The sequence below is a fragment of the Frigoribacterium sp. NBH87 genome (genome assembly GCF_014217665.1).
GTDB lineage: Bacteria > Actinomycetota > Actinomycetes > Actinomycetales > Microbacteriaceae > Frigoribacterium > Frigoribacterium endophyticum.
In genome coordinates this window covers 2,683,417-2,703,514 of sequence record NZ_CP043650.1, presented here as the reverse complement: position 1 = coordinate 2,703,514, position 20,098 = coordinate 2,683,417, and the positions used below count along the sequence as shown (strand labels likewise).

The following is a 20,098-nucleotide window of genomic DNA, read 5'->3' as shown; positions in this document are numbered from 1 at the left end:
GCGGGTCAGGCCCGCTGCCGGCTCGCGACGACGAGGCCGACGGCCTCCGTGATCAGCGCGAGCGAGGTCGCGCCGGCGTCGGGGGTGCCGAGGCTCTTCTCGGCGTGCGGGCGGGCGCGGCCCATGCGCGGCAGCAGGTCGGCCGTCGCGGCGGCGGCGGCGAGGGCGACGCCGGAGGCCCGGGCCCAGGCGGTCGCGAGGTCGGCGCCCCGCTCGACCTCGGTACGGAGGGCCTCGTCGAAAGGCACGAGCACGTCGACCATGGTCTTGTCGCCGACGACGGCGCCGAACTCGAGGATCGCCTCGGTCGCTCCGCCGACGCCGGCCACGACGGAGGTGCGCGTCGGAGCATCGTCGTCGCCGACGGCCGCGCCGAGGCTCGCCAGCGCGGAGCCCCACAGGGCGCCGGAGGTGCCGCCGGCCCTGTCGGACCAGGCGTCCCCGGCCCGGTCGAGGACGGTGCCCGCGCCGGCCCCGGCCTGCAGCGCCTCGCGGGCCGCGGCGACCGCGGCGCCCACGCCGCGGAGCATCCCGATGCCGTGGTCGCCGTCGCCGGCCACCGCGTCGATCCGGCCGAGCTCGTCGGCGTGCTGCTCGACGGTGGCCTGGACCGCCTCGAGGGCGGCGAGCACGAGCTCGGCCGCCTCGCGCGACGCGGCCGTCGCGGGCGGGACGGGCGCGGCGACGAGCGCCTCGAGCTCCGCGTCGTCGGCGCGCGCCGCGACGTCGACGGAGCCCTTCTTGTACGCCGGGGCGTCGGCGGGCGCCGCCCAGAGCGACTCCAGCTCGTCGTCGAGCCAGAACAGCGTGAGCGAGGCGCCGGCCATGTCGAAGCTCGTGACGAGCTCGCCGACCTCCGGCTCGACGACCTCGACCCCGGCCTCGCGCAGCAGCGCGTCGACCTTCGCGTAGACAACGAACAGCTCCTCGTACTTGACCGAGCCCAGGCCGTTCAGGAGCACGGCGACCCGCTGGCCCCGCGCCTCCTCGACGCCCTCGGGCCGCTCGGCGTCGGCCAGCAGCGACTCGACGAGCAGGGCGGCCAGGCCGTCGGCCGTCGGCACGTCGACCTCGCCGATGCCGGGCTCGCCGTGGATGCCCATGCCGACCGCCATGCGCCCCTCGGGCACGGTGAACAGCGGCTCGTCGGCGCCCGGCAGCGAGCAGCCGGTGAAGGCGACGCCGACGCTCCGGGTGCGGGCGTTGGCCGCCTCGGCGACGCGGACGACCTCGTCGAGCGACCAGCCCGCCTCGGCCGCGGCGGCGGCGACCTTGAAGACGGTCAGGTCGCCGGCGATGCCGCGGCGCTTGTGGGCGTCCGCCGCGGGGGCGCTGGCGATGTCGTCGGTGACGCGCACCGTGCGGGTCTCGATGCCCTCGGCGACGAGCTTCGCCTGCGCCGCGTCGAAGTTGAGCACGTCGCCCGCGTAGTTGCCGTAGCTCAGCAGCACTCCCCCGCCGGTGTGGGCGGAGCGGGCCACGGAGCGCACCTGCTGCCACGAGGGCGAGGCGAAGAGGTTGCCGAGGGCGGCGCCGTGGGCGAGGCCCTGGCCGACCAGGCCGCCGAAGGCGGGGTAGTGGCCCGAGCCGCCGCCGACGACCAGCGCGACGGTGCCGGGCGTCGACCGCGTGGCGCGGACGACGCCGCCGTGCACGCGGCGCACCCAGCGCTGGTTCGCCGCGACGAAGCCGTCGGTCATCTCGTCGGCGAAGTCGCTCGGGTCGTTGTAGAGGCGGGTCATGGGAACTCCAGGGAGGCGGTGGTCGAGCGGCCGCGGCGGCGCGGTCGGCGAGGTGGCGGGGTGGGGCGCACGGGCCCGGGGAGGGGGGACGCCCGGGCCCGTGCGGTCGAGGGGCCGCGCCGGGGCGGCGGGCGGCGGCAGCAGCCGGGTGCAGCTGCCGGCGGCAGCGGCCGCCGGCAGCGGCCGCCGGCAGCGGCCGCCGGCAGCGGCCGGGCCTCAGTCGAGGCCGGCCGTGGCGGCCAGGTCGCGGGCCTCCTCGGGCGTCGCGGCGCCCTCGGGCTTCTTCATCCGGCTCAGCACGACCATCAGCACGGCCGACAGGAGCATGAAGCCGCCGACGATGAACATGGGCACCTCGTAGTTGCCCGTCCAGTCGGTGACCGCCCCGGTGATGTACGGGGCGCTGAAGCCCGCGAGGTTGCCGATCGTGTTGATCAGGGCGATGCCCGCGGCGGCCGCGACGCCGGTGAGGAACTGCGTGGGCAGGGTCCAGAAGTTGGGCAGCGCCGCGAAGATGGCCATGGCCGTGACCGCGATCACCGCGATGGTGGCGGCGGGCGAGCCGGCGAACAGCGCGAGCGGGATGCTCACCGCCCCGACCAGCGCCGGCAGGGCGATGTGCCAGGTGCGGAGGCCGCGCTTCGTGGCGTCACGCGACCAGAAGTACAGCGCGATCGCGGCGGGCACGTACGGGATGGCCGTGATGAAGCCGCGCTCGGTGATGCTGAAGTCGGTGCCGTACTGCTCCTGGAAGCCGCCGATGATCGTCGGCAGGAAGAAGGCGAGCGCGTAGAGCCCGTAGACGAAGCCGAAGTAGATGAAGCTCAGCATCCAGACCCGGCCGTTGCCGAAGACCTTCCACATGCTGGGGTGCTTCCCGCCGGCGGTCGAGCCCGTCTTGGTCGCCGCCTCCTTCTGCAGGGCGCCGGTCAGCCAGACCTGCTCCTCCCGGGTGAGCCACTTCGCGTCGGAGGGCTTGTCCTTGAGGTAGAACCACGCCACGACGCCGATCACGATCGCCGGAACCGAGACGCCGAGGAACATGAAGCGCCAGCCCTCGAGGCCGAAGAACGCGCCGTCGTGGCTGATCAGCCAGCCGGCGAGCGGGGCCCCGATCACGGTGGTCAGGGGCTGCGCCAGGTAGAACAGGGCGAGGATCTTGCTGCGGTGCCGCGCGGGCACCCACAGGCTGAGGAAGAGGATGGCGCCGGGGAAGAAGCCGGCCTCCATGACGCCGAGCAGGAAGCGCAGCACGACGAGCTGCTCGAAGTTCTGCACCCAGGTGAAGAGCAGCGCCACGACGCCCCAGGTGACCATGATCCGGGCGAGCCACTTGCGGGCGCCGAACTTGTGCAGGGCGAGGTTCGAGGGCACCTCGAGCAGGATGTAGCCGATGAAGAAGACGCCCGACGCGAAGCCGAACTGAGCGGCCGACAGGGCGAGGTCGCTCTCCATGCCGTTCGGGGCGGCGAAGCCGATCGCGGTGCGGTCGAGGTAGTTGATGAAGAACATCAACGCGACGAACGGCACCAGCCGGATCGCGACCTTCCTGATCGCGGACTTCTCGACGGGGCTCATGGCCTCCGTCGCTCGGGCGGTGGTGTCCACATCGACTCCTTCGTGCTCAACGTCATCGTTCGGGCCGACCGTGGGCTCGGCGGCGTGGTGTCCATGCTGCCCCCGTCACGGCCGACTTGTCAACCGGTTGACCAGTCGGTGCACCCGACGAGCGCCTGCGGGAGGGTCGCCAGCAGCCGCCCCGGGCCGCTCAGTAAGCTCGGGGCCGTGCCTGCCTACCCCGACGACGACCCCACGAGCCTCCGGCTCGAGCTCGAGCTCGTGCCGAAGGGCACCGCCGTCGGCGAGGTCGTGAAGCAGCTGATCGCGCTGCTGACCGTCGGCGACCTCGTACCAGGGTCGCGCCTCCCCCCGGAGCGTCAGCTGGCCGAGCAGCTCGGCGTCGGGCGCTCGGCGGTGCGCGAGGCCCTCGCGGCGCTCGAGATCCTCGGCATCGTCTCGGTCCGGCCGGGCTCGGGCACGTACCTGCGCGACACCACGTCCGAGCTGCTGCCGACCACCCTCAGCTGGGGCATGATGCTCAACGCCGCGCGCACCCGCGAGCTGATCGAGGTGCGCAGCGGGCTCGAGATCCAGGCCGCGACCTACGCCGCCCAGCGCGTCGACGACGAGGCGGTCGAGGCGCTCCGCGGGTTCGTCGACACGATGCGCGACAGCCTCGACGACCTCGACGCGTTCCTCCAGGCCGACCTGCGGTTCCACCTCCAGATCGCGGTGAGCGCCGACAACGTCGTGCTGCGCGACCTGCTGCAGAGCACCCGCTCGCTGCTGCGCCTCTGGGTCGAGCGCGGCCTCAGCGAGCGAAGCCAGGCCGAGGTCGCCTACCGCGAGCACCTCGCCGTCTTCGAGGCGATCTCGCGCCGTGACCCCGACGCCGCCCTCGAGGCGATGCGGGCGCACATGGCCACCGCCGGCGAGCGCGTCGGCCACGCCGACGTCGAGGGCTCGCAGCGCTGACCACGGCGACCGACCGGCTGCGCCCCGGGGCGCCGGCCGCGCCTCCCTACAGCCAGCTCCGTTCGCGGGCGACCCGCGCGGCCGCGTGCCGTGAGCTGCTGCCCGTCTTCGACATCGCCGACGACAGGTAGTTGCGGACGGTGCCGGAGGCCAGGTGGAGTCGCGTGCTGATCTCGCGCACCGACCAGCCGTCGGCGGTGAGGGGCAGCGCGTCGAGCTCGCGCGCGGTCAGCGGGCAGTCGTCCATCATGGCCGCGGCCGAGATGTCGGCGTCGATCCAGCGGCGGCCGCCGTGCACGTGCACCACGACGCGCACCAGCTCGTCGGGGTCGACCGACTTGAGCAGGAACCCCCGCACCCCCGCCGACAGCGCCCGCTTCAGCACCCCCGGCCGGCCGTGGCGGGTGAGCAGCACGACGGCCTGGTCGGGGCGCGCGGCGAGGATGCGGGTGGCCGCGTCGACGCCGTCGAGCCCGGGCATCTCGAGGTCGAGCAGCACCACGTCGGGCCCGTGCCGCTCGACCAGGGCGACCGCCTCGAGGCCGTCCTGGGCCTGGGCGACGACCTCGATCTCGTCGCTCAGGTCGAGCAGCGCGGCGAGCGCGGTGCGCAGCAGCGTCTCGTCGTCGGCGAGCACCACGCGGATCACGGCGTCACCCGCGCCGCGGTGCGGAACGTGCCGGCGTGCTGCGACGTCTCGAGCACTCCCCCGGCCGCGGCGAAGCGGTCGCCGAGCCGGGCCAGGCCGCTGAGGCCCCGCCCGCTCGGCGCGGCGCCGTCGTTGACGACCGCGACGGCGCCGGGAGCCAGCTCGATCACCACGTGCTCGGCCTGCGCGTGCCGCAGCAGGTTCGTCGTCGCCTCCCGCACGACCAGCCCGAGCAGGTCGTCGAGCGGCTGGGCCGCGGGCACGGCGCCGTCGACCCGCAGCTCGATGCCCGCGGCCCGGATGAGCTCGGCGGAGTTGGCCACCTCGCCCGCGAGGGTCACCGTCCGCTCGCCGTAGGCCAGCCGCCGCGTCTCGGCGATCGTCTGGGCGATCAGCTGCTCGGCCTCCCTCAGGTGCCCCCGGGCGGCTTCGACGTCGCGGTCGAGCGTCTTGTCGGCGAGCTGCAGCTGCAGCCTGCCGACGTGCAGGGCCTGCCCCTGGATGTCGTGCAGGTCGGTCGAGAACCGGTAGCGCTCGCGCAGCACGGCGAGCTCGGCCTCGGTCGCGCGCGCCGCGTCGATCTCGAGGTACAGCGCGAACTGGTAGCGGTTGAGGCGGTAGGCGCTCCACGCGGCCACGACGAACACGACCGCGCTCGTCGTCACCGGAGCGACCGCGGCGGAGGGCAGCTCGCCCAGGGCCCCGGCGACGACCGCGGGCGCGGCCACGGCCAGCACGCCCCCCACGAGCCAGGGCCAGCCGCGCGGTGCGCTCCCCCGCGGCGCCCCCGACCGGGGCGTCGTGGCGACGACGGCCACGGCGACGGCGACGGGCAGCGCTCCCCACGAGCTCGTGCCGAGGGCGAGCGACACGCACCAGGCGGCCTCCGCGAGCACGAGGGCGACGATCGCCAGCGACCGGGGCGGGCCGTGCTCCCACGACAGCGACAGCACCGTGACGAGCGCCCCGACGAGCAGGGCGGCCGCGACCGCCGCGGGCGAGCGCGTCGCGGTCGCCGTCACGAGCACGAGCACGCCGGTCAGCACGCCGACCATGCCCGAGAACGAGAGGGTGGTGTAGCGCCGCATCCGGGCCAGGGGGGAGGCGGTGGTCCGGTCACCGGGGCGCCCCGACCCGAGGGGCCCCCGCGCGACGGGCCCGACGGGCTCGGCAGGTCGGTCGACGGTCACGCCCGGGAGGTCCATCCCCCCACGGTAACGGCCGCCCCCACGGGCCGGACCCGCCTCCCGTCACGACTCGACGTGACAAGTGTCACGTCGACTCGTGCCCCGGCGACACTGGGCGCCGACGCCCGCAGCGGGGATCGTCGTGGTCATGACCGACACCACACGACCGGCCCCGCCGGCGACGGACGACGTGATCCGCGCCTCCGGCCTGGGCTGCTCCTACGACGGGCACGTCGCCGTCTCCGACCTCGACCTCACCGTGCGCCGCGGCGAGCTGTACGCCCTGCTCGGCACGAACGGCGCCGGCAAGACGACCACGCTCGAGGTGCTCGAGGGGCACCGGCGCCCCACCACGGGCCGCGTCGAGGTGCTCGGCGGCGACCCCGCCGACCGCGCCCGCACCCGGCCCCGCGTGGGCCTGATGCTGCAGGACTCCGGCCTGGCCGGCGAGCTCACCGTGCGCGAGAGCGTCGCCCTGTCGGGCGCCGTGGCGGGCCGGGCCGACGACGTCGACGCCGTGCTCGCCCGGGTGGGCATCGACCACCGCGCCGACGCGCGCGTGCTCCAGCTGTCGGGCGGCGAGAAGCGCCGCGTCGACTTCGCCGGGGCGATCTGGGGCACGCCCGAGCTGGTCTTCCTCGACGAGCCCACGACCGGCCTCGACCCGGAGGCCCGCGACCGGCTCTGGGCCGTCGTGACGGAGCTGAGGGAGGCGGGCGTCACCTTCCTCCTGACCACCCACTACCTCGAGGAGGCCCAGCAGCACGCCGACCGCATCGGCCTCATGCACCGGGGCACGCTCCGCCGCGAGGGCACCGTCGCCGACCTCACCGCGGGGTCGACCACGACCGTGCGCTTCGTGGCCCCGGTGCCGCTCGACGACCTGCCGCTGCCCGTCGCCCGCACCGAGAACGGGCTGGTCGTCGTCGAGACCGCCGACCCGCAGCGCGACGTCGCCGCCCTGCTCGCCTGGGCGGCCGACGCCGGGCACGAGCTCGAGCGCCTCAGCGCGCACGAGTCGGGGCTCGACGACGTGTTCCGCTCGCTGAGCCACGCGTGAGCGGCCCGCTCGGGCCGACCCGCGCCTCCTGCACACCCCACCGGAAGGACCTCTCGTGACCACCTCGACCGCCACCGCCCCTCCCCGCCCGACGACCGGGCGGCCCGTGAACGCCGTGCTCGCGATCGGCGTCGCCGAGCTGCGCATGATGGTGCGCAACCGCACGGTCGCCGCCTGCGCCGTGCTCGTGCCGCTCGCCTTCGGAGCCCTGCTGCTCGTGCTCGACGGGGCCGACAGCGCGGGTGTGCTCGCCGGCGTGCAGATCCTCGGCATGGTCGGCATGGGCGTCTACGTCACCGTGACGACGACGCTCGCCGCCCGACGGCAGACGCTGTACCTCAAGCGGCTGCGCGGCGGGTCGGTGTCGGACCGCGGGCTGCTCGCCGGGCTCGTGCTGCCCGTGGTCGCGGTGAGCGTGGCGCAGCTCGTCGTCGTGCTGGGGGTGCTCGGGGTGCAGAGCCCGCCGGTGCACGCGGGGCTGCTCGTCGTGGCCGTGCTGATCGCGGAGGCGATGTTCGTCGGGGCGGCGCTCGCCACGGCCGGCGTCACCACGTCGCCGGAGCATGCGCAGTACACGACGATGCCCTTCTTCCTGCTGACGCTCGGGGTGGGGTTCTGGTTCCAGCTGACGGGCGCGGACGACCTCGTCGCCGTCAAGCGGCTGCTGCCGGGCGGCGGTCTGATGGAGCTCGTCACCCTCGCGTGGGACGGCGGCGACCTCGGGCTGCTGCCGTGGCTGCTGCTGCCGAGCGTGGGGTGGGCCGTGGTGGGGGGCGTCGCGGCGATGCGGTCGTTCCGGTGGGAGCCGCGGCGCTGACGGGGCGCGTCGACGGTTCAGGAGCGGCCGGCGTGAGGCGCCCGCGAGGCGCACGAGGCGCCGCCGCCTCCTGAACCGTCGACGCACGTCGACGCACGTCGACCCGTGCACGGCTGGCGCCGCCGCCCGCCGCCCGCCGGCCGCAGGCCTCGGCGGCTCGGGCGGACGCGCGGCGTCGACGGTTCAGGAGCGCCCGGCGCGACGGGTGCGCGGAGGGCCCGGCGAGCCGGTGACTCCTGAACCGTCGACGCGGAGCGGGGCGGCCCCGGGCACGCCGAGCAGAGCGGGCGCGCGGGCGCGGCGTCGCGACTCGCGTCAGGCGGCGAGCCTCAGGCGCCGCCGCTCAGGCGCCGCGCGGCCGGCTCACGGCGGGCACCCCGGTCGCGACCGAGTCCGCCGGCACGTCCTTCGTGACGACGGCGCCCGCGCCCACGACGCTCCGCGCCCCGACCACGACCCCGCCGATCACCGAGGCGCCGGCGCCCACGGTCACGCCGTCCTCGAGCGTGGGGTGGCGACGTGCCCCTGCGCCCCGCCCGCCCTTGCCGCCGAGCGTCACGCCGTGGAAGAGCGTGCAGTCGTCGCCGACGACCGCCGTCTCGCCGACGACCGTCCCCATCCCGTGGTCGATGAACAGGCGGCGCCCCAGGCGGGCCCCGGGGTGGATCTCCACCCCCGTCAGCGACCGCGCCGCGTGCGCCACGAGCCGCGCGGCGACGCGCCCGCCGAGCCGGCGGGCCAGGCCCTCGGCCCGCCACAGGCGGCTCGCCACGCGGTGCAGCCACACGGCGTGCAGCCCCGGGTAGACCAGGGCCGTCTCGACACGCCCCCTTGCGGCGGGGTCGCGCCGGCGCACGGCCGCGACGTCCTCCGCCAGGCGGGCGACCGCCCGCACGCTACGCGCCGGCGCCCGCGAGGCCCTGGAAGAGGACCGTCGACAGGTAGCGCTCGCCCGTGTCGCAGACGATGGCCACGATGCGCTTGCCGGCGTTCCCGGGCCGGGCGGCGATCTCGAGCGCGGCGTGGACGATCGCTCCCGACGAGATGCCGGAGAGGATGCCCTCCTTCGCGGCCAGGTCGCGGGCGACCCGCAGGGCGTCGTCGAGCTGGACGGGGAACACCTCGTCGATCTGCGACCGGTCGAGCAGCTCCGGCACGAAGTTCGCGCCGATGCCCTGGATCTTGTGCGGGCCGGCCTTGCCCTCGCTGAGCAGCGGCGAGTCGGCGGGCTCGACGGCCACGACCTTCACGCCGGGCACCTGCTCGTGCAGCACCTGGCCGACGCCGGTGATGGTGCCGCCCGTGCCGACGCCGGCGACGAAGAAGTCGATCTTCCCGTCCGTGTCGCGCAGGATCTCGGGGGCGGTCGTCCGGCGGTGGATCTCCGCGTTGGCCTCGGTCTCGAACTGCCGGGCCCAGACGGCGCCCTCGGTCTCGTCGACGATCTGCTTCGCGCGCTCGACGGCGCCGCGCATTCCCTCGCCGCCGGGGGTGAGCACGACCTCGGCGCCGTAGGCGGCGATGATCGTGCGGCGCTCGACGCTCATCGTCTCAGGCATCGTGACGACGACGCGGTAGCCGCGGGCGGCGCCGACGAGCGCGAGGGCGATGCCGGTGTTGCCGCTCGAGCCCTCCACGATCGTGCCGCCGGGCCTGAGCTCGCCGCTCGCCTCGGCCGCGTCGACGATGGCCACGCCGAGGCGGTCCTTGACGCTGCCGCCGGGGTTGTAGAACTCGAGCTTGACGACGACCTCCGCGCCGCCGGGCACGGCGAGCGCGTTGAGCCGCACGAGGGGGGTGTCGCCGAAGGCCGAGGTGATGTCGCCGTGGATGCCGGTCATGCGCGTCTCTTCCGTGAGGGCCCGCCGGGTGCGAGCGGTACCTGCGATCAACACATCCTAGGTCGACCGTGTTCCCGGTGACCGGAGGTGCAGGACGCGCAGGAGGCGCGGGTCGCCCCGAGGGCCCACCCGCGCCTCCTGCCCGGTCGCTACGCGCCGGTGATCTTGCCCGGGTTGAAGACGCGGCCCGGGTCGGCCGAGTCGAACAGCCCCTGCATCACCTGGATGCCCTGCGTCGAGACGTCCTGCTCGAGCCACGGGGCGTGCTCGAGGCCGACCCCGTGGTGGTGCGACACGGTCGCGCCGGTGTCGATGAACGCCTGCTGGATCGCGTGCTTCACGACGTCGTACTCGGCCTCGGCGTCGGCGCCGTGCTCGAAGGCGAAGGTGAAGTAGAGGCACGCCCCCGAGTGGTACGAGTGCGACAGGTGGCCCATGATCCAGCCCTGCACGCCGATCTGGTCGAACGCCTGGTTCGCCGCGGCGTAGACGCGGGCGGAGACGTCGCGCAGCTTCGACCACGGTGCGGCGGTCTCGCTGACGTCGGCCGCGCCTCCGTGGTCCATGAAGAAGTCGCGCAGGTAGGGCGTGTCGAACTTCTTCTGGTCGTAGAGCTTGCCCGGCCCCTTGCCGACGCTCATGCCGCGGTTCGCCTTGACGATCTTGGCGACGGCCTTCTGCGTCTGGGCGACGTGCTCGGGGCTGCCCTCGTAGCCGATGAACGACAGGCACATCGCCTCGACGTCCCAGCCCTTGGCCTTCAGCACCTTCGGGAGGGCGTCGTTGACGACCTTCGAGATGCCCTTGCTCTCCTTCGAGGTCGCGAACGAGAACGCGGTCTCGTGGGCGTCGCTGACGCGCGTCACCGACGGGTGGGCGTCGCTCTCGGCGATGGCCTGCATCGCCGCGAGGCCGTCGTGCCACGACGGGAAGAGGTAGGCGAGGATCTCGCGCTTCTCGGGCAGGCGGTGCACCTGCGCGGTGACCTCGGTGATGACGCCGAGGCGCCCCTCCGAGCCGATGATCATCTCGCGGAGCGACGGCCCGGTGGAGGCGCTGGGCACGGCCCGGATGACGAGCACGCCCCCGGGGCGGACGACGCGCAGCCCCTTGGTGATGTCGGCGATGTCGCCGTACTTGTCGCTCTGCATGCCGGAGGAGCGGGTCGCGACCCAGCCCCCCATCGTCGAGTGCGTGAAGCTGTCGGGGAAGTGGCCGAGGGTCCAGCCGCGGGCGTTGAGCTGCTCCTCCAGGTCGGGGCCCTGGCCGCCGGCCTGGATGCGGGCGAGACCGCTGTCTTCGTCCACGTGGAGCACCTTCGAGAGGCGGCCCATGTCGAGCGAGACGACGGTGCGCTCCTCCGTGGGCATCGGCTCGAGGCTGCCGACGATGTTGCTGCCGCCGCCGAAGGGGATGAGCACGACGTCGCTCGCGACGGCGAGGTCGACGATCTGCTGCACCTCGGCCTCGTCGGCCGGGTAGACGACGACGTCGGGCACCCGGTCGAGGACGCCCGCACGGATGCGGATCAGGTCGCGGATGCTCTTGCCGTACGTGTGGACGACGCGGTCGTGGTCGCCCTGGTCGACGTGCTCGGTGCCGACGATCTGCACGAGCGAGTCGACGACCTCGGAGGAGGCGCGCGAGGCCGGGACGGTGAGCTGCGAGAAGTCGAGGCCCGTGTCGTGCTGGCCCTGCGACAGCTCGACGCCGACGATCTTCTTGACGAACGGGGCGAAGCCCGGCTTGTCGTCGTGGTGGAAGGCGACGCCCTCGACGCCCCAGCCCCACCACTTCATGTGCGCGACGCCGTGGTCGCGCACCTCGGTCTCCGGCTTGCTCTGGACGTCGGTCACGGTCGTGCTCCTTCGGACGGGGTCTCGGGACCCAGGATACGGGCGGTGTTCGCGTCCTTCAGACGCAGGATCTCGTCGCGCAGGCGGGCCGAGAACTGCACCGGCGTCTCGCCGGGCTCGGGCCGCATCGGGTCGCCGAAGGCCACGCCGACGGGCAGCCGGCCGGGCCTCGGCCAGGCCGACCCGCGGGGGTGGGCGATGTGCGCCCCGATCAGGGCTAGGGGGATGATCGGCACGTCGCACGCCGCCGACAGCGCGGCGGCACCGGGCTTGAACGCGGCGACCGAGCCGTCCTTCGAGCGCGTGCCCTCGGGGAAGACCAGCACGGGGTAGCCGCGCTCGAGCAGCGACCGGGCGCTGACCGTGGGCTGGCCGGCGCGCTTGCGGGCGGCCGACTTCGCGGCGGCCTTGCGGCGGGCGGCGGACTGCGCCGGCGTCGCGCCGGTCGACGGGTGCGCGGCGGCCGCGGCCGCCGCCGCGGCGACGGCCCCGGGGGCCTGGGGAGTCGCCGAGCCGGGCGTGCCCGCGGGCGTCGCGGTCGACGAGCCGCGCTGCACGGGGAAGGCGTTGAAGAACAGCTCGGTCAGCTGACGGCGCCACGGCACGTCGAAGAAGTAGTCGGCCGCGGCCCCGGTGGCGAGGTAGCGGGCGAGCCGGCGCGGCAGCGCGCCGAGGATGAGGGGCGCGTCGAGGTGGCTCGAGTGGTTCGCCACCACGATGAAGCCGCCCTCGACGCCCTTGAGGCGGTCGCGGTCGATGACGGTGACGCTCGTGATCGACCAGATCGTCGGCTTGAGGACGACGCGCTGGGCGACGTACCGGGCCATCGCCCGGCCGCGCGAGCTGAAGCGGTCGGTGACGTCGGTCGCGGCGCGGGCGACGGCCTCGCGCCGCGGGTGGCCGGGCCGGCTGGGGTCGCTCACGACTCCGCGGGCTTCCGACGGCTCGACGAGATGGCGCCCGAGACGCGGCGGACGACGCTGCGCGGAGCGTGCCGCACCAACCAGAACAGCACGCGGTACCGAACCGTGGGCATGGAGACCACCTTGTTGTCATCGACGTCGCGCAGGCACGCGGCGACCAGTGGTTCGGCGCCGACCCACAATGCGTTCGGGATGCTCGACGACCGGATGCCGGCGCGCTGATGGAACTCCGTCTTCACCCAGCCCGGCAGCAGCACCGTGACGCCGACGCCCGTGCCCGCCAGCTCGACCGACAGGCTCTCGCTGAACGAGGTCACCCACGCCTTGATGGCCGAGTAGCCGCCCATGGTCATGAAGCCGGCGGTGCTCGAGACGTTGACGATGCGGCCGCGGCCCCGGAGGCGCATGGCGCGTGCCGCGGACCCGGACAGCACCAGCACGCTGCGGACCATCACCTCGAACGCCGCGTCGTGCGTCGCGACGTCCTCCGACGTCAGCGGCGTGTGCACGCCGAAGCCGGCGTTGTTGACGAGCAGCTCGACCGGGGAGGCCTCGTCGGCCAGCCGGGCGGCGACCCGGTCGACGTCCGAGCGGTCGCCGAGGTCGGCGGAGAGGACCTCGACCCGGCGGCCCGTCGCGCGGAGCGCGGCGGCCGTCTCGTCGAGTCGGGTCGCGTCACGCGCGACCAGGACGAGGTCCCAGCCACGTGCGGCGAGTTGGCGGGCGAATTCGGCTCCGATGCCGGACGTGCCCCCGGTGACGAGCGCTGTTGCCATGCCGCTTACGATACGGTCTTGAGGGCTCGCAGCGTGCATCGTGCCCCGCCCGCCCGCACGAACGCGTCACGAGAGGATCACTGGTCATGACGATCGACGGTGACCCCTACGACACCACCGAGTTCGACATGCGCGAGTTCACCCTGACCGCCCAGGGCACCCTCCGCCCCGAGCTCGACCTGACGCCCTTCGAGGCCTCCCCGCTCGGCGACGACGAGCTGCGCCTGCTGCGCCACCTCGGCCGGCTCGAGGCCGCCACGATGGAGCACCTCCGCAACCTCCTCGTCACCGCGACGCACAAGGACGCCCGCGTCACCGCCTTCCTCGTCACGTGGGCCTTCGAGAAGTTCTGGCTGGCCGACGCCCTCGACGCCGTGCTCGAGGCGCACGGCCGCCCGCGCCTCCGTGACGACGAGGAGGGCCCGCGCCGCCATGCCGCCTCCGAGGCCGCCGAGCGCCGCGGCCCGATCACCCGCGCCCTCGAGGCGATCAACAAGGGCGTGCCGATCGTCGCCGAGCACATGACCACCGGGCTCGTCGACGAGTGGGTGCTGGGCGAGGCCTACGACGTGCTCGAGCTCTGCGCCGCGAGCCCGGCGCTGAGCGCCGTCCTCGACCGCGTCCGCGCGATCAAGCGTCGCCACGAGCGGTTCTTCGACCTCGAGGCCCACTGGCGCCTCGCCGACTCGGCGCGTGCCGTGAAGCAGACCCGCGCCTCCCTCGCGAAGGCCGTCTGGCCGATCGGCGCGATCGAGCGCGCCGACTCCGAGCGCACCTTCTTCGACACGGTCGTCTGGGGCGGGGCCGAGGGCCACCTCCGCGCCGACTCGGTCGGCGATCGCGTCGCCGCCCTGCCGGGGCTCGACGCCCGCGTCGGCTCCACCGTGACCCGAAAGCTCACCGCATGACCGCACCCCTCCCCTCCGCCACGCCGGGCTCCACCGTCGCCAGCCTCGGCTCGGCGCACGTGCTGCTCACGGGCGGCACCGGATTCGTCGGCCAGGCGATCCTCGAGCGCCTGCTCTCGACCCACCCCGACACGACGGTCACCCTGCTGATCCGGCCCAAGGCCGGCACGCCGGCCCTCGGTCGGCTGCGGCACCTGCTCAAGAAGCCGGTGTTCGCGAGCTGGCGCGATCGCGTCGGCGCCGAGGAGGTCGAGCGCGCGCTCACCGAGCGGCTCCGCGTCGTCGAGAGCAGCCTCGGCTCGCTGCCCGACCTGCCCGCCGACCTCGACGTCGTCATCCACAGCGCGTCGACCGTCTCGTTCGACCCGCCCATCGACCAGGCCTTCGACACCAACGTCGGCGGGGCCGTCGGCCTGTACGAGGCCCTGCGCCGCGCGGGCGGAGACCCGCACGTCGTGCACGTGTCGACCGCGTACGTCGGCGGCATCCGCAAGGGCGTCTTCCCCGAGGCGGCGCTCACGCACGCCGTCGACTGGCGCGCCGAGCACGCCGCCGCCCGCGACGCGCGCGCCCGCGTCGAGGCCGCGTCGCGGCAGCCCGAGACCCTCCGCCGGTTCCTCGCCGAGGGCCGTGCCCGCCACGGCAAGACCGGGCCCCAGGCCGTCGCGACGGCCGCCGAGGAGGCGCGGGTCGCCTGGGTCGCCGCCCGTCTCGTCGACTACGGCCGCACCCGGGCCGAGACCCTCGGCTGGACGGACGTCTACACGCTCACCAAGGCCTTCGCCGAGCGCGCCGCCGAGGAGCTGTGGGCCGCCGACGGCCACCGCCTGTCGGTCGTCCGCCCCGCCATCGTCGAGAGCGCGCTCCGCCACCCGTACCCGGGCTGGATCGACGGCTTCAAGGTCGCCGACCCGCTGATCATGTCGTACGCCCGCGGGCTCCTGCCGGAGTTCCCCGGGGTGCCCGACAGCGTGCTCGACATCGTGCCCGTCGACTTCGTGGTGAACGTCATCCTCGCGGTCGCGGCGAACCCCCCGGCGCGCCCGGTGACCGACGACGCGGCCGCGGCGGTGCCGGCGACGCGCACCGCGACTCCGGCGGGCCCCGAGGCGCAGTACTTCCACGTGGCGTCGGGCAACGCGAACCCGTTCCCCATCCTCCGCATGTTCGAGAACCTCAACGCGTTCTTCACGGCGAACCCGCTGCCGCGTGACGAGCACACGACCATCCCGGTGCCGCACTGGGACTTCCCCGGCGTGCGCAAGGTCGAGGGCGCCATCCGCTTCAAGCAGCGGACGAACGACTGGCGCGAGCGCGTGCTCACGCACCTGCCCTCGAACCAGCGCACGCGCACCGCGCTGAGCGACGTGCAGACCCGGCGGGCCGACCTCGAGTCGCTGCAGAGCCTGACCGACCTCTACCGCCACTACGTGCAGTCCGAGATCATCTTCGACGACCGCCGCACCCGGGCGCTGCACGCCGGGCTGCCCGAGGGCTCCCCCGCCGACGTCGGCTTCGACGTCACCGACATCGACTGGGAGGAGTACTTCCAGACCGTGCACTTCCCGTCGATCACGGCCATGACGCGCGCCTTCTCGGTGCGCCCCGCCGCGGTCGGCGCCGTCGTCGACACCCGGCCGCTGCCGCCCCGCACCGACGTGGTCGCCGTGTTCGACCTCGAGGGGACGGTGCTCGACTCGAACATCGTCGAGCAGTACCTCTGGGTGCGCTCGAACGGGTTCCGCAAGGCGGCCTGGCCGGGCGAGGTCGCGTCGCTGCTGACCGGCCTGCCGGCCTACCTCCGGGCGGAGTCGCGTGATCGCGGCGAGTTCATCCGCAGCTTCCTGAGGCGGTACAGCGGCATGCCCGTCTCGCGCCTCCGCGGAGTGGTGCGCTCCGGCGGCTACGCCGACGCCGTGCGCCGCCACACCCTGCCCGAGGCGCTCGCCCGCATCGCGGAGCACCGTGCCGCCGGTCACCGGACCGTGCTGGTCACGGGCTCCATCGCGACCCTCGCCGGGCCGATCGCCGACCTGTTCGACGAGGTCGTCGGCAGCACCATGCACGAGCGCGACGGAGTGCTCACCGGCTACCTCGCCCAGCCGCCGTTGGTGGACGAAGCCCGCGCTGCGTGGCTGACGCAGTGGGCACGGGAGAACGAGATCGACCTCACGGGGTCGTACGGGTACGGTGACTCCCACGCCGACCTCGCCTGGTTGGAGCTGCTCGGCAACCCGTCCGCCGTCAACCCCGACTCCAATCTCGCCCGCGAGGCGCTCCGAAGAAGATGGAGCATCCGCGACTGGGCCAGGGCCCGGGGCGCGGTCACAGCGACGACCGGCGGCAGCACCACACGGAAAGGAGACGGAGGGCAGGTCTGACGACCCGCGCCTCCCGACACCACATGGCATTCGACATCGACAAGTTCGCCGCGACCAGCGAGCGGATCACGTGGGACGACCTCGACCTCGACCACTTCAAGGAGAACCCGCTCAGCGCGGACTCGCTCCGCACCCTGCGCTACATGGCCGACGTCGAGTACCACACCGTGTGCTACACCCGTGACCTGCTGACGACGCCCTCGCACAAGGAGGGCGACGTCTCGACCTTCATGACGATGTGGAACCGCGAGGAGTTCTGGCACGGCGAGGCCCTCGCCGCCATCCTCGAGGTGCACGGCGTCAAGGTCGACTACGACCAGCTGCGCGCGAACCGCCTCAAGCTCGGCTGGCGCGACAAGCTCGACCCGGTCAAGCAGGGCCTGCTCGGCAAGTTCGTCGGCTCGGACTTCGTCGCCGTCCACATGTCGTGGGGCGCCGCCAACGAGTACTCGGCCGTCGCCGCCTACAAGCGCATGGCCGCCCTCGAGAAGGACCCTGTGCTCGCCGAGCTGCTCGTCCGCATCGCCCGCCAGGAGTCGCGCCACGTGGCCTTCTACGTGTCGCAGGCCCGCGAGCGGCTGCTCAAGAGCAAGAAGGCGCAGAAGCTGACCCGCTTCCTGCTGCAGAAGGTCTGGGCCCCGGTCGGCTCGTCGATCATGGAGATCGACGACGTCCGCTTCGTGTTCGGCCAGCTGATGAGCGGCGAGGAAGGCCGCAAGGCCGCCGAGAAGCTCGACTCGAACATCTCGAACCTGCCGGGCATGACCGGGCTCAAGATCTTCCAGAAGGCGCTCGACGGGCTCGGCGTCAGCCACACGTCGCCGGTCGCCGGCGGGGTGTCGGTGGCCTGAGCCGCTCGGTCGTCGGCGGTAGTCTGGGGCGTCGGGCACCCGGCCGACCAGCGAGAGGCGACACCGTGAAGACCAGCCACCTGAGGCACTTCCTCGTCGCGGCCGAGGTGCTGCACTTCCCGGTCGCGGCCGACAAGCTCGGCATCTCGCGCCAGAAGCTCGAGTCGTCGATCGAGGCGCTCGAGCTCGAGTTCGGCACCAAGCTGTTCGATCGCGACGCCAGCCCCTACCGGTTGACCAAGGCCGGCCAGGCCGCGATCGTCGTCGCCGAGGAGGAGCTCGCGAGCCCCTCGACTCCTCCGCCGCCGCCCCCCGTGCCGGCGGGCGGCAAGGCCAAGGCGTCGAAGGGCAAGGGGCGCACCCCGGCCGTCAAGGGGCAGCCGAAGCCGTTCAAGAAGCGCCAGGGGCGCTAGCTCCGCCGGTTCGTCAGAGAGCGGCGAACCACTCCGCATAGCGGGTGTTCTCGGCCATGCGCCGGGTCTCGTCGGGGGCGTCGTCGCTCCACCACACCGGGCCCCGCTCGCCGAGGCCCGTCTTGGCCGCGTCGACCCGGGCCTTCGCCGCCTCGACGCCGACGTGGTCGTCGGCCGCCAGGGCCGTCTTCTTCGCGCGGCGGGCGTCCATCAGCTCGTGGACGAGCTCGGACCGCCGCTCCTCCGGCAGGGCCGGGTCGGTGCGCCGCCACAGCCGGCCGCGCACGACGAGGTAGCGGCCGTCGGGGGTCACGAGCGGGTCGGTCACGTCGCCAGTCTGCCCGGGGAGCGTGCGGCGCGGCCGGGCGGCCCGCCTCGTCGACGACTCAGGAGGCACCCGCGCGAGCTAGCCCGCGCGGGCCGCCCGCGCCGCCGGCTCCTGAACCGTCGACACGACCGCCGCGCGCAGCGCCGCGACGACCGCGGCCCCGCCGCACCGCCCCCGCGGCCGGGCGGCCCGCCGTGTCGACGACTCAGGAGGCACCCGCGCGAGCGAGCCCGCGCGGGCCTCCCGCGCCGCCGGCTCCTGAACCGTTGACGCAGGTCGGCGGCGAGGAGGCGCGAGCCGCAGCCCGCGCCTCCCCCGCTAGTCGCCCTTGACGTTCACGATCTGGCGCAGCGTGTGCCGGATCGTCACGAGCTCCGCCGCATCGGCCATCACCTGGTCGATCGGCTTGTACGCCGCGGGGATCTCGTCGAGGAACGCGTCGGTGTCGCGGTACTCGATGCCCTCCATCGCGGTGCGCAGCTCGTCGTGCGTGAACTTCTTGCGGGCGGCGCTCCGCGAGTAGGCCCGGCCGGCGCCGTGCGGCGACGACTCGAGCGCGACGGGGTTCCCCCTGCCCTCGACCACGTAGGAGGCGGTGCCCATGCTGCCGGGGATCAGACCGGCCTGCCCCGCCCGGGCCGAGATGGCGCCCTTGCGGCTGAGCCACACGTCCTTGCCGAAGTGCCGCTCGCGCTGCGTGAAGTTGTGGTGGCAGTTGATCCGCTCCTGCTCCTCCACGGGCGCTCCGACCCAGTCGGCGAACTGGCGCACGACGCGGTCCATCATCTCCTCCCGGTTCAGCAGGGCGAAGCGCTGGGCCCAGCCGAGCTCGGCGATGTACCGGTCGAACTCGGCCGTGCCCTCGACGAGGTAGGCGAGGTCGGGGTCGGGCAGCGTGATCCACCAGCGCGTCATGGCCGCCTGGGCGACCTTGATGTGCGCCTGCGCGATCTTGTTGCCCACGCCCCGGCTCCCCGAGTGCAGGAAGAGCCACACGGCGTCCGTCTCGTCGAGGCTGACCTCGATGAAGTGGTTGCCGCTGCCGAGCGTGCCCAGCTGCAGCTGCCAGTTCTTGGCGTACGACGCGGGGTCGAAGCCCGCCTCGGCGGCCAGCGCCTCGAGCTCGGCGACGCGGGGCTCGGCCGTGGCGACGACCTTGCGGTTGTACGCGCCGGCCGAGGTCGGCACGGCCCGCTCGATCTGCTCGCGCAGCGGCTTGCGGTCGGCGGGCAGGTCGGCCGCCGTGAACTGCGTGCGCACGGCGATCATGCCGCAGCCGATGTCGACGCCGACGGCGGCCGGCATCACGGCGCCGAGCGTCGGGATCACCGACCCGACGGTGGCGCCGAGGCCCAGGTGGGCGTCGGGCATCAGTGCGAGGTGCGGGTAGATGAACGGCATCGTCGACGTCGTCCTGGCCTGCTGCGCGGTCTTCTCCTCGAGCAGGCTGGCCCAGCTGAACAGCCGGGCGGTGATCTTCTCCATGGTCCTCTCGGTCCTCTGTGGGGGGGTGTCGTCGTCCGGGGCGGACGGACGCACTCCGACCCTGCAGTGTCGGTGGATGCGAGAGGTGCCCCGGCCCTCGTGGGCTGGGGCGTCGGGTGACGCGCGCGGCCTACGAGAGGGTGTCGAGTTCGAGCATGGTCTTCTCCTGCTGCTCGGGCGATGCGTACTGCCCGGGGTGCCAGGAGCGACCGCGGCCGTCGAGGAGGCGCGGTGCACGCAGGTCGGTGAAGGTGCGGTTCGACACGGTGCTGGCCTCTCTCTCGGGGGTGCTCGACGTCGACGAGGCGACGGGTCGTGCCGACGATCGGCACGAGAGGTGACAGTA

At 73.9% G+C, this 20,098-nt stretch carries 19 protein-coding genes; 7 read left to right on the top strand and 12 right to left on the bottom strand.

Annotation, left to right across the window (positions count from 1 at the left end; translation table 11 throughout):
- Positions 1-5 precede the first annotated feature (5 nt).
- Together F1C15_RS12640 and F1C15_RS12635 are read right to left on the bottom strand one after the other, a co-directional pair.
- Positions 6-1,742: a dihydroxyacetone kinase family protein gene (locus tag F1C15_RS12640; protein ID WP_185231589.1), complete on the bottom strand. Its 1,737-nt coding sequence runs from the start codon at positions 1,740-1,742 to the stop codon at positions 6-8.
- Between the two features lie 216 nt (positions 1,743-1,958).
- Entirely contained in the window at positions 1,959-3,320 is a 1,362-nt protein-coding gene (locus tag F1C15_RS12635; protein ID WP_185234333.1) for an MFS transporter, read from the bottom strand.
- A gap of 207 nt (positions 3,321-3,527) precedes the next feature.
- Here F1C15_RS12635 and F1C15_RS12630 point away from each other — a divergent pair, with 207 nt between their 5' ends.
- On the top strand, positions 3,528-4,277 hold the full coding sequence (locus F1C15_RS12630; protein ID WP_056052644.1) for a FadR/GntR family transcriptional regulator: 750 nt from the start codon (positions 3,528-3,530) through the stop codon (positions 4,275-4,277).
- A 46-nt stretch (positions 4,278-4,323) separates the two neighbouring features.
- Here F1C15_RS12630 and F1C15_RS12625 read toward each other — a convergent pair whose 3' ends face one another.
- Both F1C15_RS12625 and F1C15_RS12620 read right to left on the bottom strand, forming a co-directional pair.
- Complete coding sequence (locus tag F1C15_RS12625) at positions 4,324-4,926, bottom strand: DNA-binding response regulator (RefSeq protein ID WP_185231587.1); 603 nt, start codon at positions 4,924-4,926, stop codon at positions 4,324-4,326.
- Complete coding sequence (locus tag F1C15_RS12620) at positions 4,923-6,131, bottom strand: sensor histidine kinase (protein WP_185231585.1); 1,209 nt, start codon at positions 6,129-6,131, stop codon at positions 4,923-4,925. The genes F1C15_RS12625 and F1C15_RS12620 overlap by 4 nt, the downstream gene beginning before the upstream one ends.
- Positions 6,132-6,261: 130 nt before the next feature.
- Between F1C15_RS12620 and F1C15_RS12615 the strand changes: the two genes are divergently transcribed.
- Together F1C15_RS12615 and F1C15_RS12610 are read left to right on the top strand one after the other, a co-directional pair.
- Entirely contained in the window at positions 6,262-7,173 is a 912-nt protein-coding gene (locus tag F1C15_RS12615) for an ABC transporter ATP-binding protein (RefSeq protein ID WP_185231583.1), read from the top strand.
- A gap of 55 nt (positions 7,174-7,228) precedes the next feature.
- Positions 7,229-7,990 (top strand): hypothetical protein, encoded by a 762-nt coding sequence (locus F1C15_RS12610; RefSeq protein WP_056052638.1) that lies wholly within the window; start codon positions 7,229-7,231, stop codon positions 7,988-7,990.
- A 343-nt stretch (positions 7,991-8,333) separates the two neighbouring features.
- Here F1C15_RS12610 and epsC read toward each other — a convergent pair whose 3' ends face one another.
- The 5 genes from epsC to F1C15_RS12585 form a co-directional block, all read right to left on the bottom strand.
- Positions 8,334-8,885 (bottom strand): serine O-acetyltransferase EpsC, encoded by a 552-nt coding sequence (epsC, locus tag F1C15_RS12605; protein ID WP_185231581.1) that lies wholly within the window; start codon positions 8,883-8,885, stop codon positions 8,334-8,336.
- Between the two features lies 1 nt (position 8,886).
- Positions 8,887-9,831 (bottom strand): cysteine synthase A, encoded by a 945-nt coding sequence (gene cysK, locus F1C15_RS12600; protein ID WP_185231579.1) that lies wholly within the window; start codon positions 9,829-9,831, stop codon positions 8,887-8,889.
- A 149-nt stretch (positions 9,832-9,980) separates the two neighbouring features.
- Entirely contained in the window at positions 9,981-11,687 is a 1,707-nt protein-coding gene (locus F1C15_RS12595) for an FAD-binding oxidoreductase (protein WP_341777174.1), read from the bottom strand.
- Positions 11,684-12,610 (bottom strand): 1-acyl-sn-glycerol-3-phosphate acyltransferase, encoded by a 927-nt coding sequence (locus F1C15_RS12590; RefSeq protein ID WP_167258245.1) that lies wholly within the window; start codon positions 12,608-12,610, stop codon positions 11,684-11,686. The genes F1C15_RS12595 and F1C15_RS12590 overlap by 4 nt, the downstream gene beginning before the upstream one ends.
- Positions 12,607-13,386, bottom strand: a complete 780-nt coding sequence (locus F1C15_RS12585) for an SDR family oxidoreductase (RefSeq protein WP_185231577.1) — start codon at positions 13,384-13,386, stop codon at positions 12,607-12,609. Before F1C15_RS12585 ends, F1C15_RS12590 begins: the two co-directional genes overlap by 4 nt.
- An 86-nt stretch (positions 13,387-13,472) precedes the next feature.
- Here F1C15_RS12585 and F1C15_RS12580 point away from each other — a divergent pair, with 86 nt between their 5' ends.
- From F1C15_RS12580 to F1C15_RS12565, 4 genes are all read left to right on the top strand, one after another.
- The gene (locus tag F1C15_RS12580) at positions 13,473-14,294 is read left to right on the top strand and encodes a hypothetical protein (protein ID WP_185231575.1); all 822 of its coding nucleotides are present in this window, start codon (positions 13,473-13,475) and stop codon (positions 14,292-14,294) included.
- A complete protein-coding gene (locus F1C15_RS12575; RefSeq protein ID WP_185231573.1) occupies positions 14,291-16,675 on the top strand; it encodes an SDR family oxidoreductase in 2,385 nt (794 codons plus the stop codon). Before F1C15_RS12580 ends, F1C15_RS12575 begins: the two co-directional genes overlap by 4 nt.
- Before the next feature lie 23 nt (positions 16,676-16,698).
- Positions 16,699-17,526 (top strand): hypothetical protein, encoded by an 828-nt coding sequence (locus tag F1C15_RS12570; protein ID WP_056052621.1) that lies wholly within the window; start codon positions 16,699-16,701, stop codon positions 17,524-17,526.
- Positions 17,527-17,591: 65 nt separating this feature from the next.
- Positions 17,592-17,939 (top strand): LysR family transcriptional regulator, encoded by a 348-nt coding sequence (locus F1C15_RS12565; protein WP_056052618.1) that lies wholly within the window; start codon positions 17,592-17,594, stop codon positions 17,937-17,939.
- A gap of 13 nt (positions 17,940-17,952) precedes the next feature.
- On the opposite strand, the gene F1C15_RS12560 is transcribed toward F1C15_RS12565, so the two are convergent.
- From F1C15_RS12560 to F1C15_RS16225, 3 genes are all read right to left on the bottom strand, one after another.
- Positions 17,953-18,267 carry a hypothetical protein gene (locus F1C15_RS12560; RefSeq protein ID WP_185231571.1) on the bottom strand — a complete coding sequence of 105 codons (315 nt, stop codon included), beginning with the start codon at positions 18,265-18,267 and terminating at the stop codon, positions 17,953-17,955.
- Positions 18,268-18,585: 318 nt separating this feature from the next.
- On the bottom strand, positions 18,586-19,752 hold the full coding sequence (locus tag F1C15_RS12555) for an RtcB family protein (RefSeq protein ID WP_185231569.1): 1,167 nt from the start codon (positions 19,750-19,752) through the stop codon (positions 18,586-18,588).
- A 130-nt stretch (positions 19,753-19,882) separates the two neighbouring features.
- The gene (locus F1C15_RS16225; protein ID WP_255465252.1) at positions 19,883-20,017 is read right to left on the bottom strand and encodes a hypothetical protein; all 135 of its coding nucleotides are present in this window, start codon (positions 20,015-20,017) and stop codon (positions 19,883-19,885) included.
- Positions 20,018-20,098 lie beyond the last annotated feature (81 nt).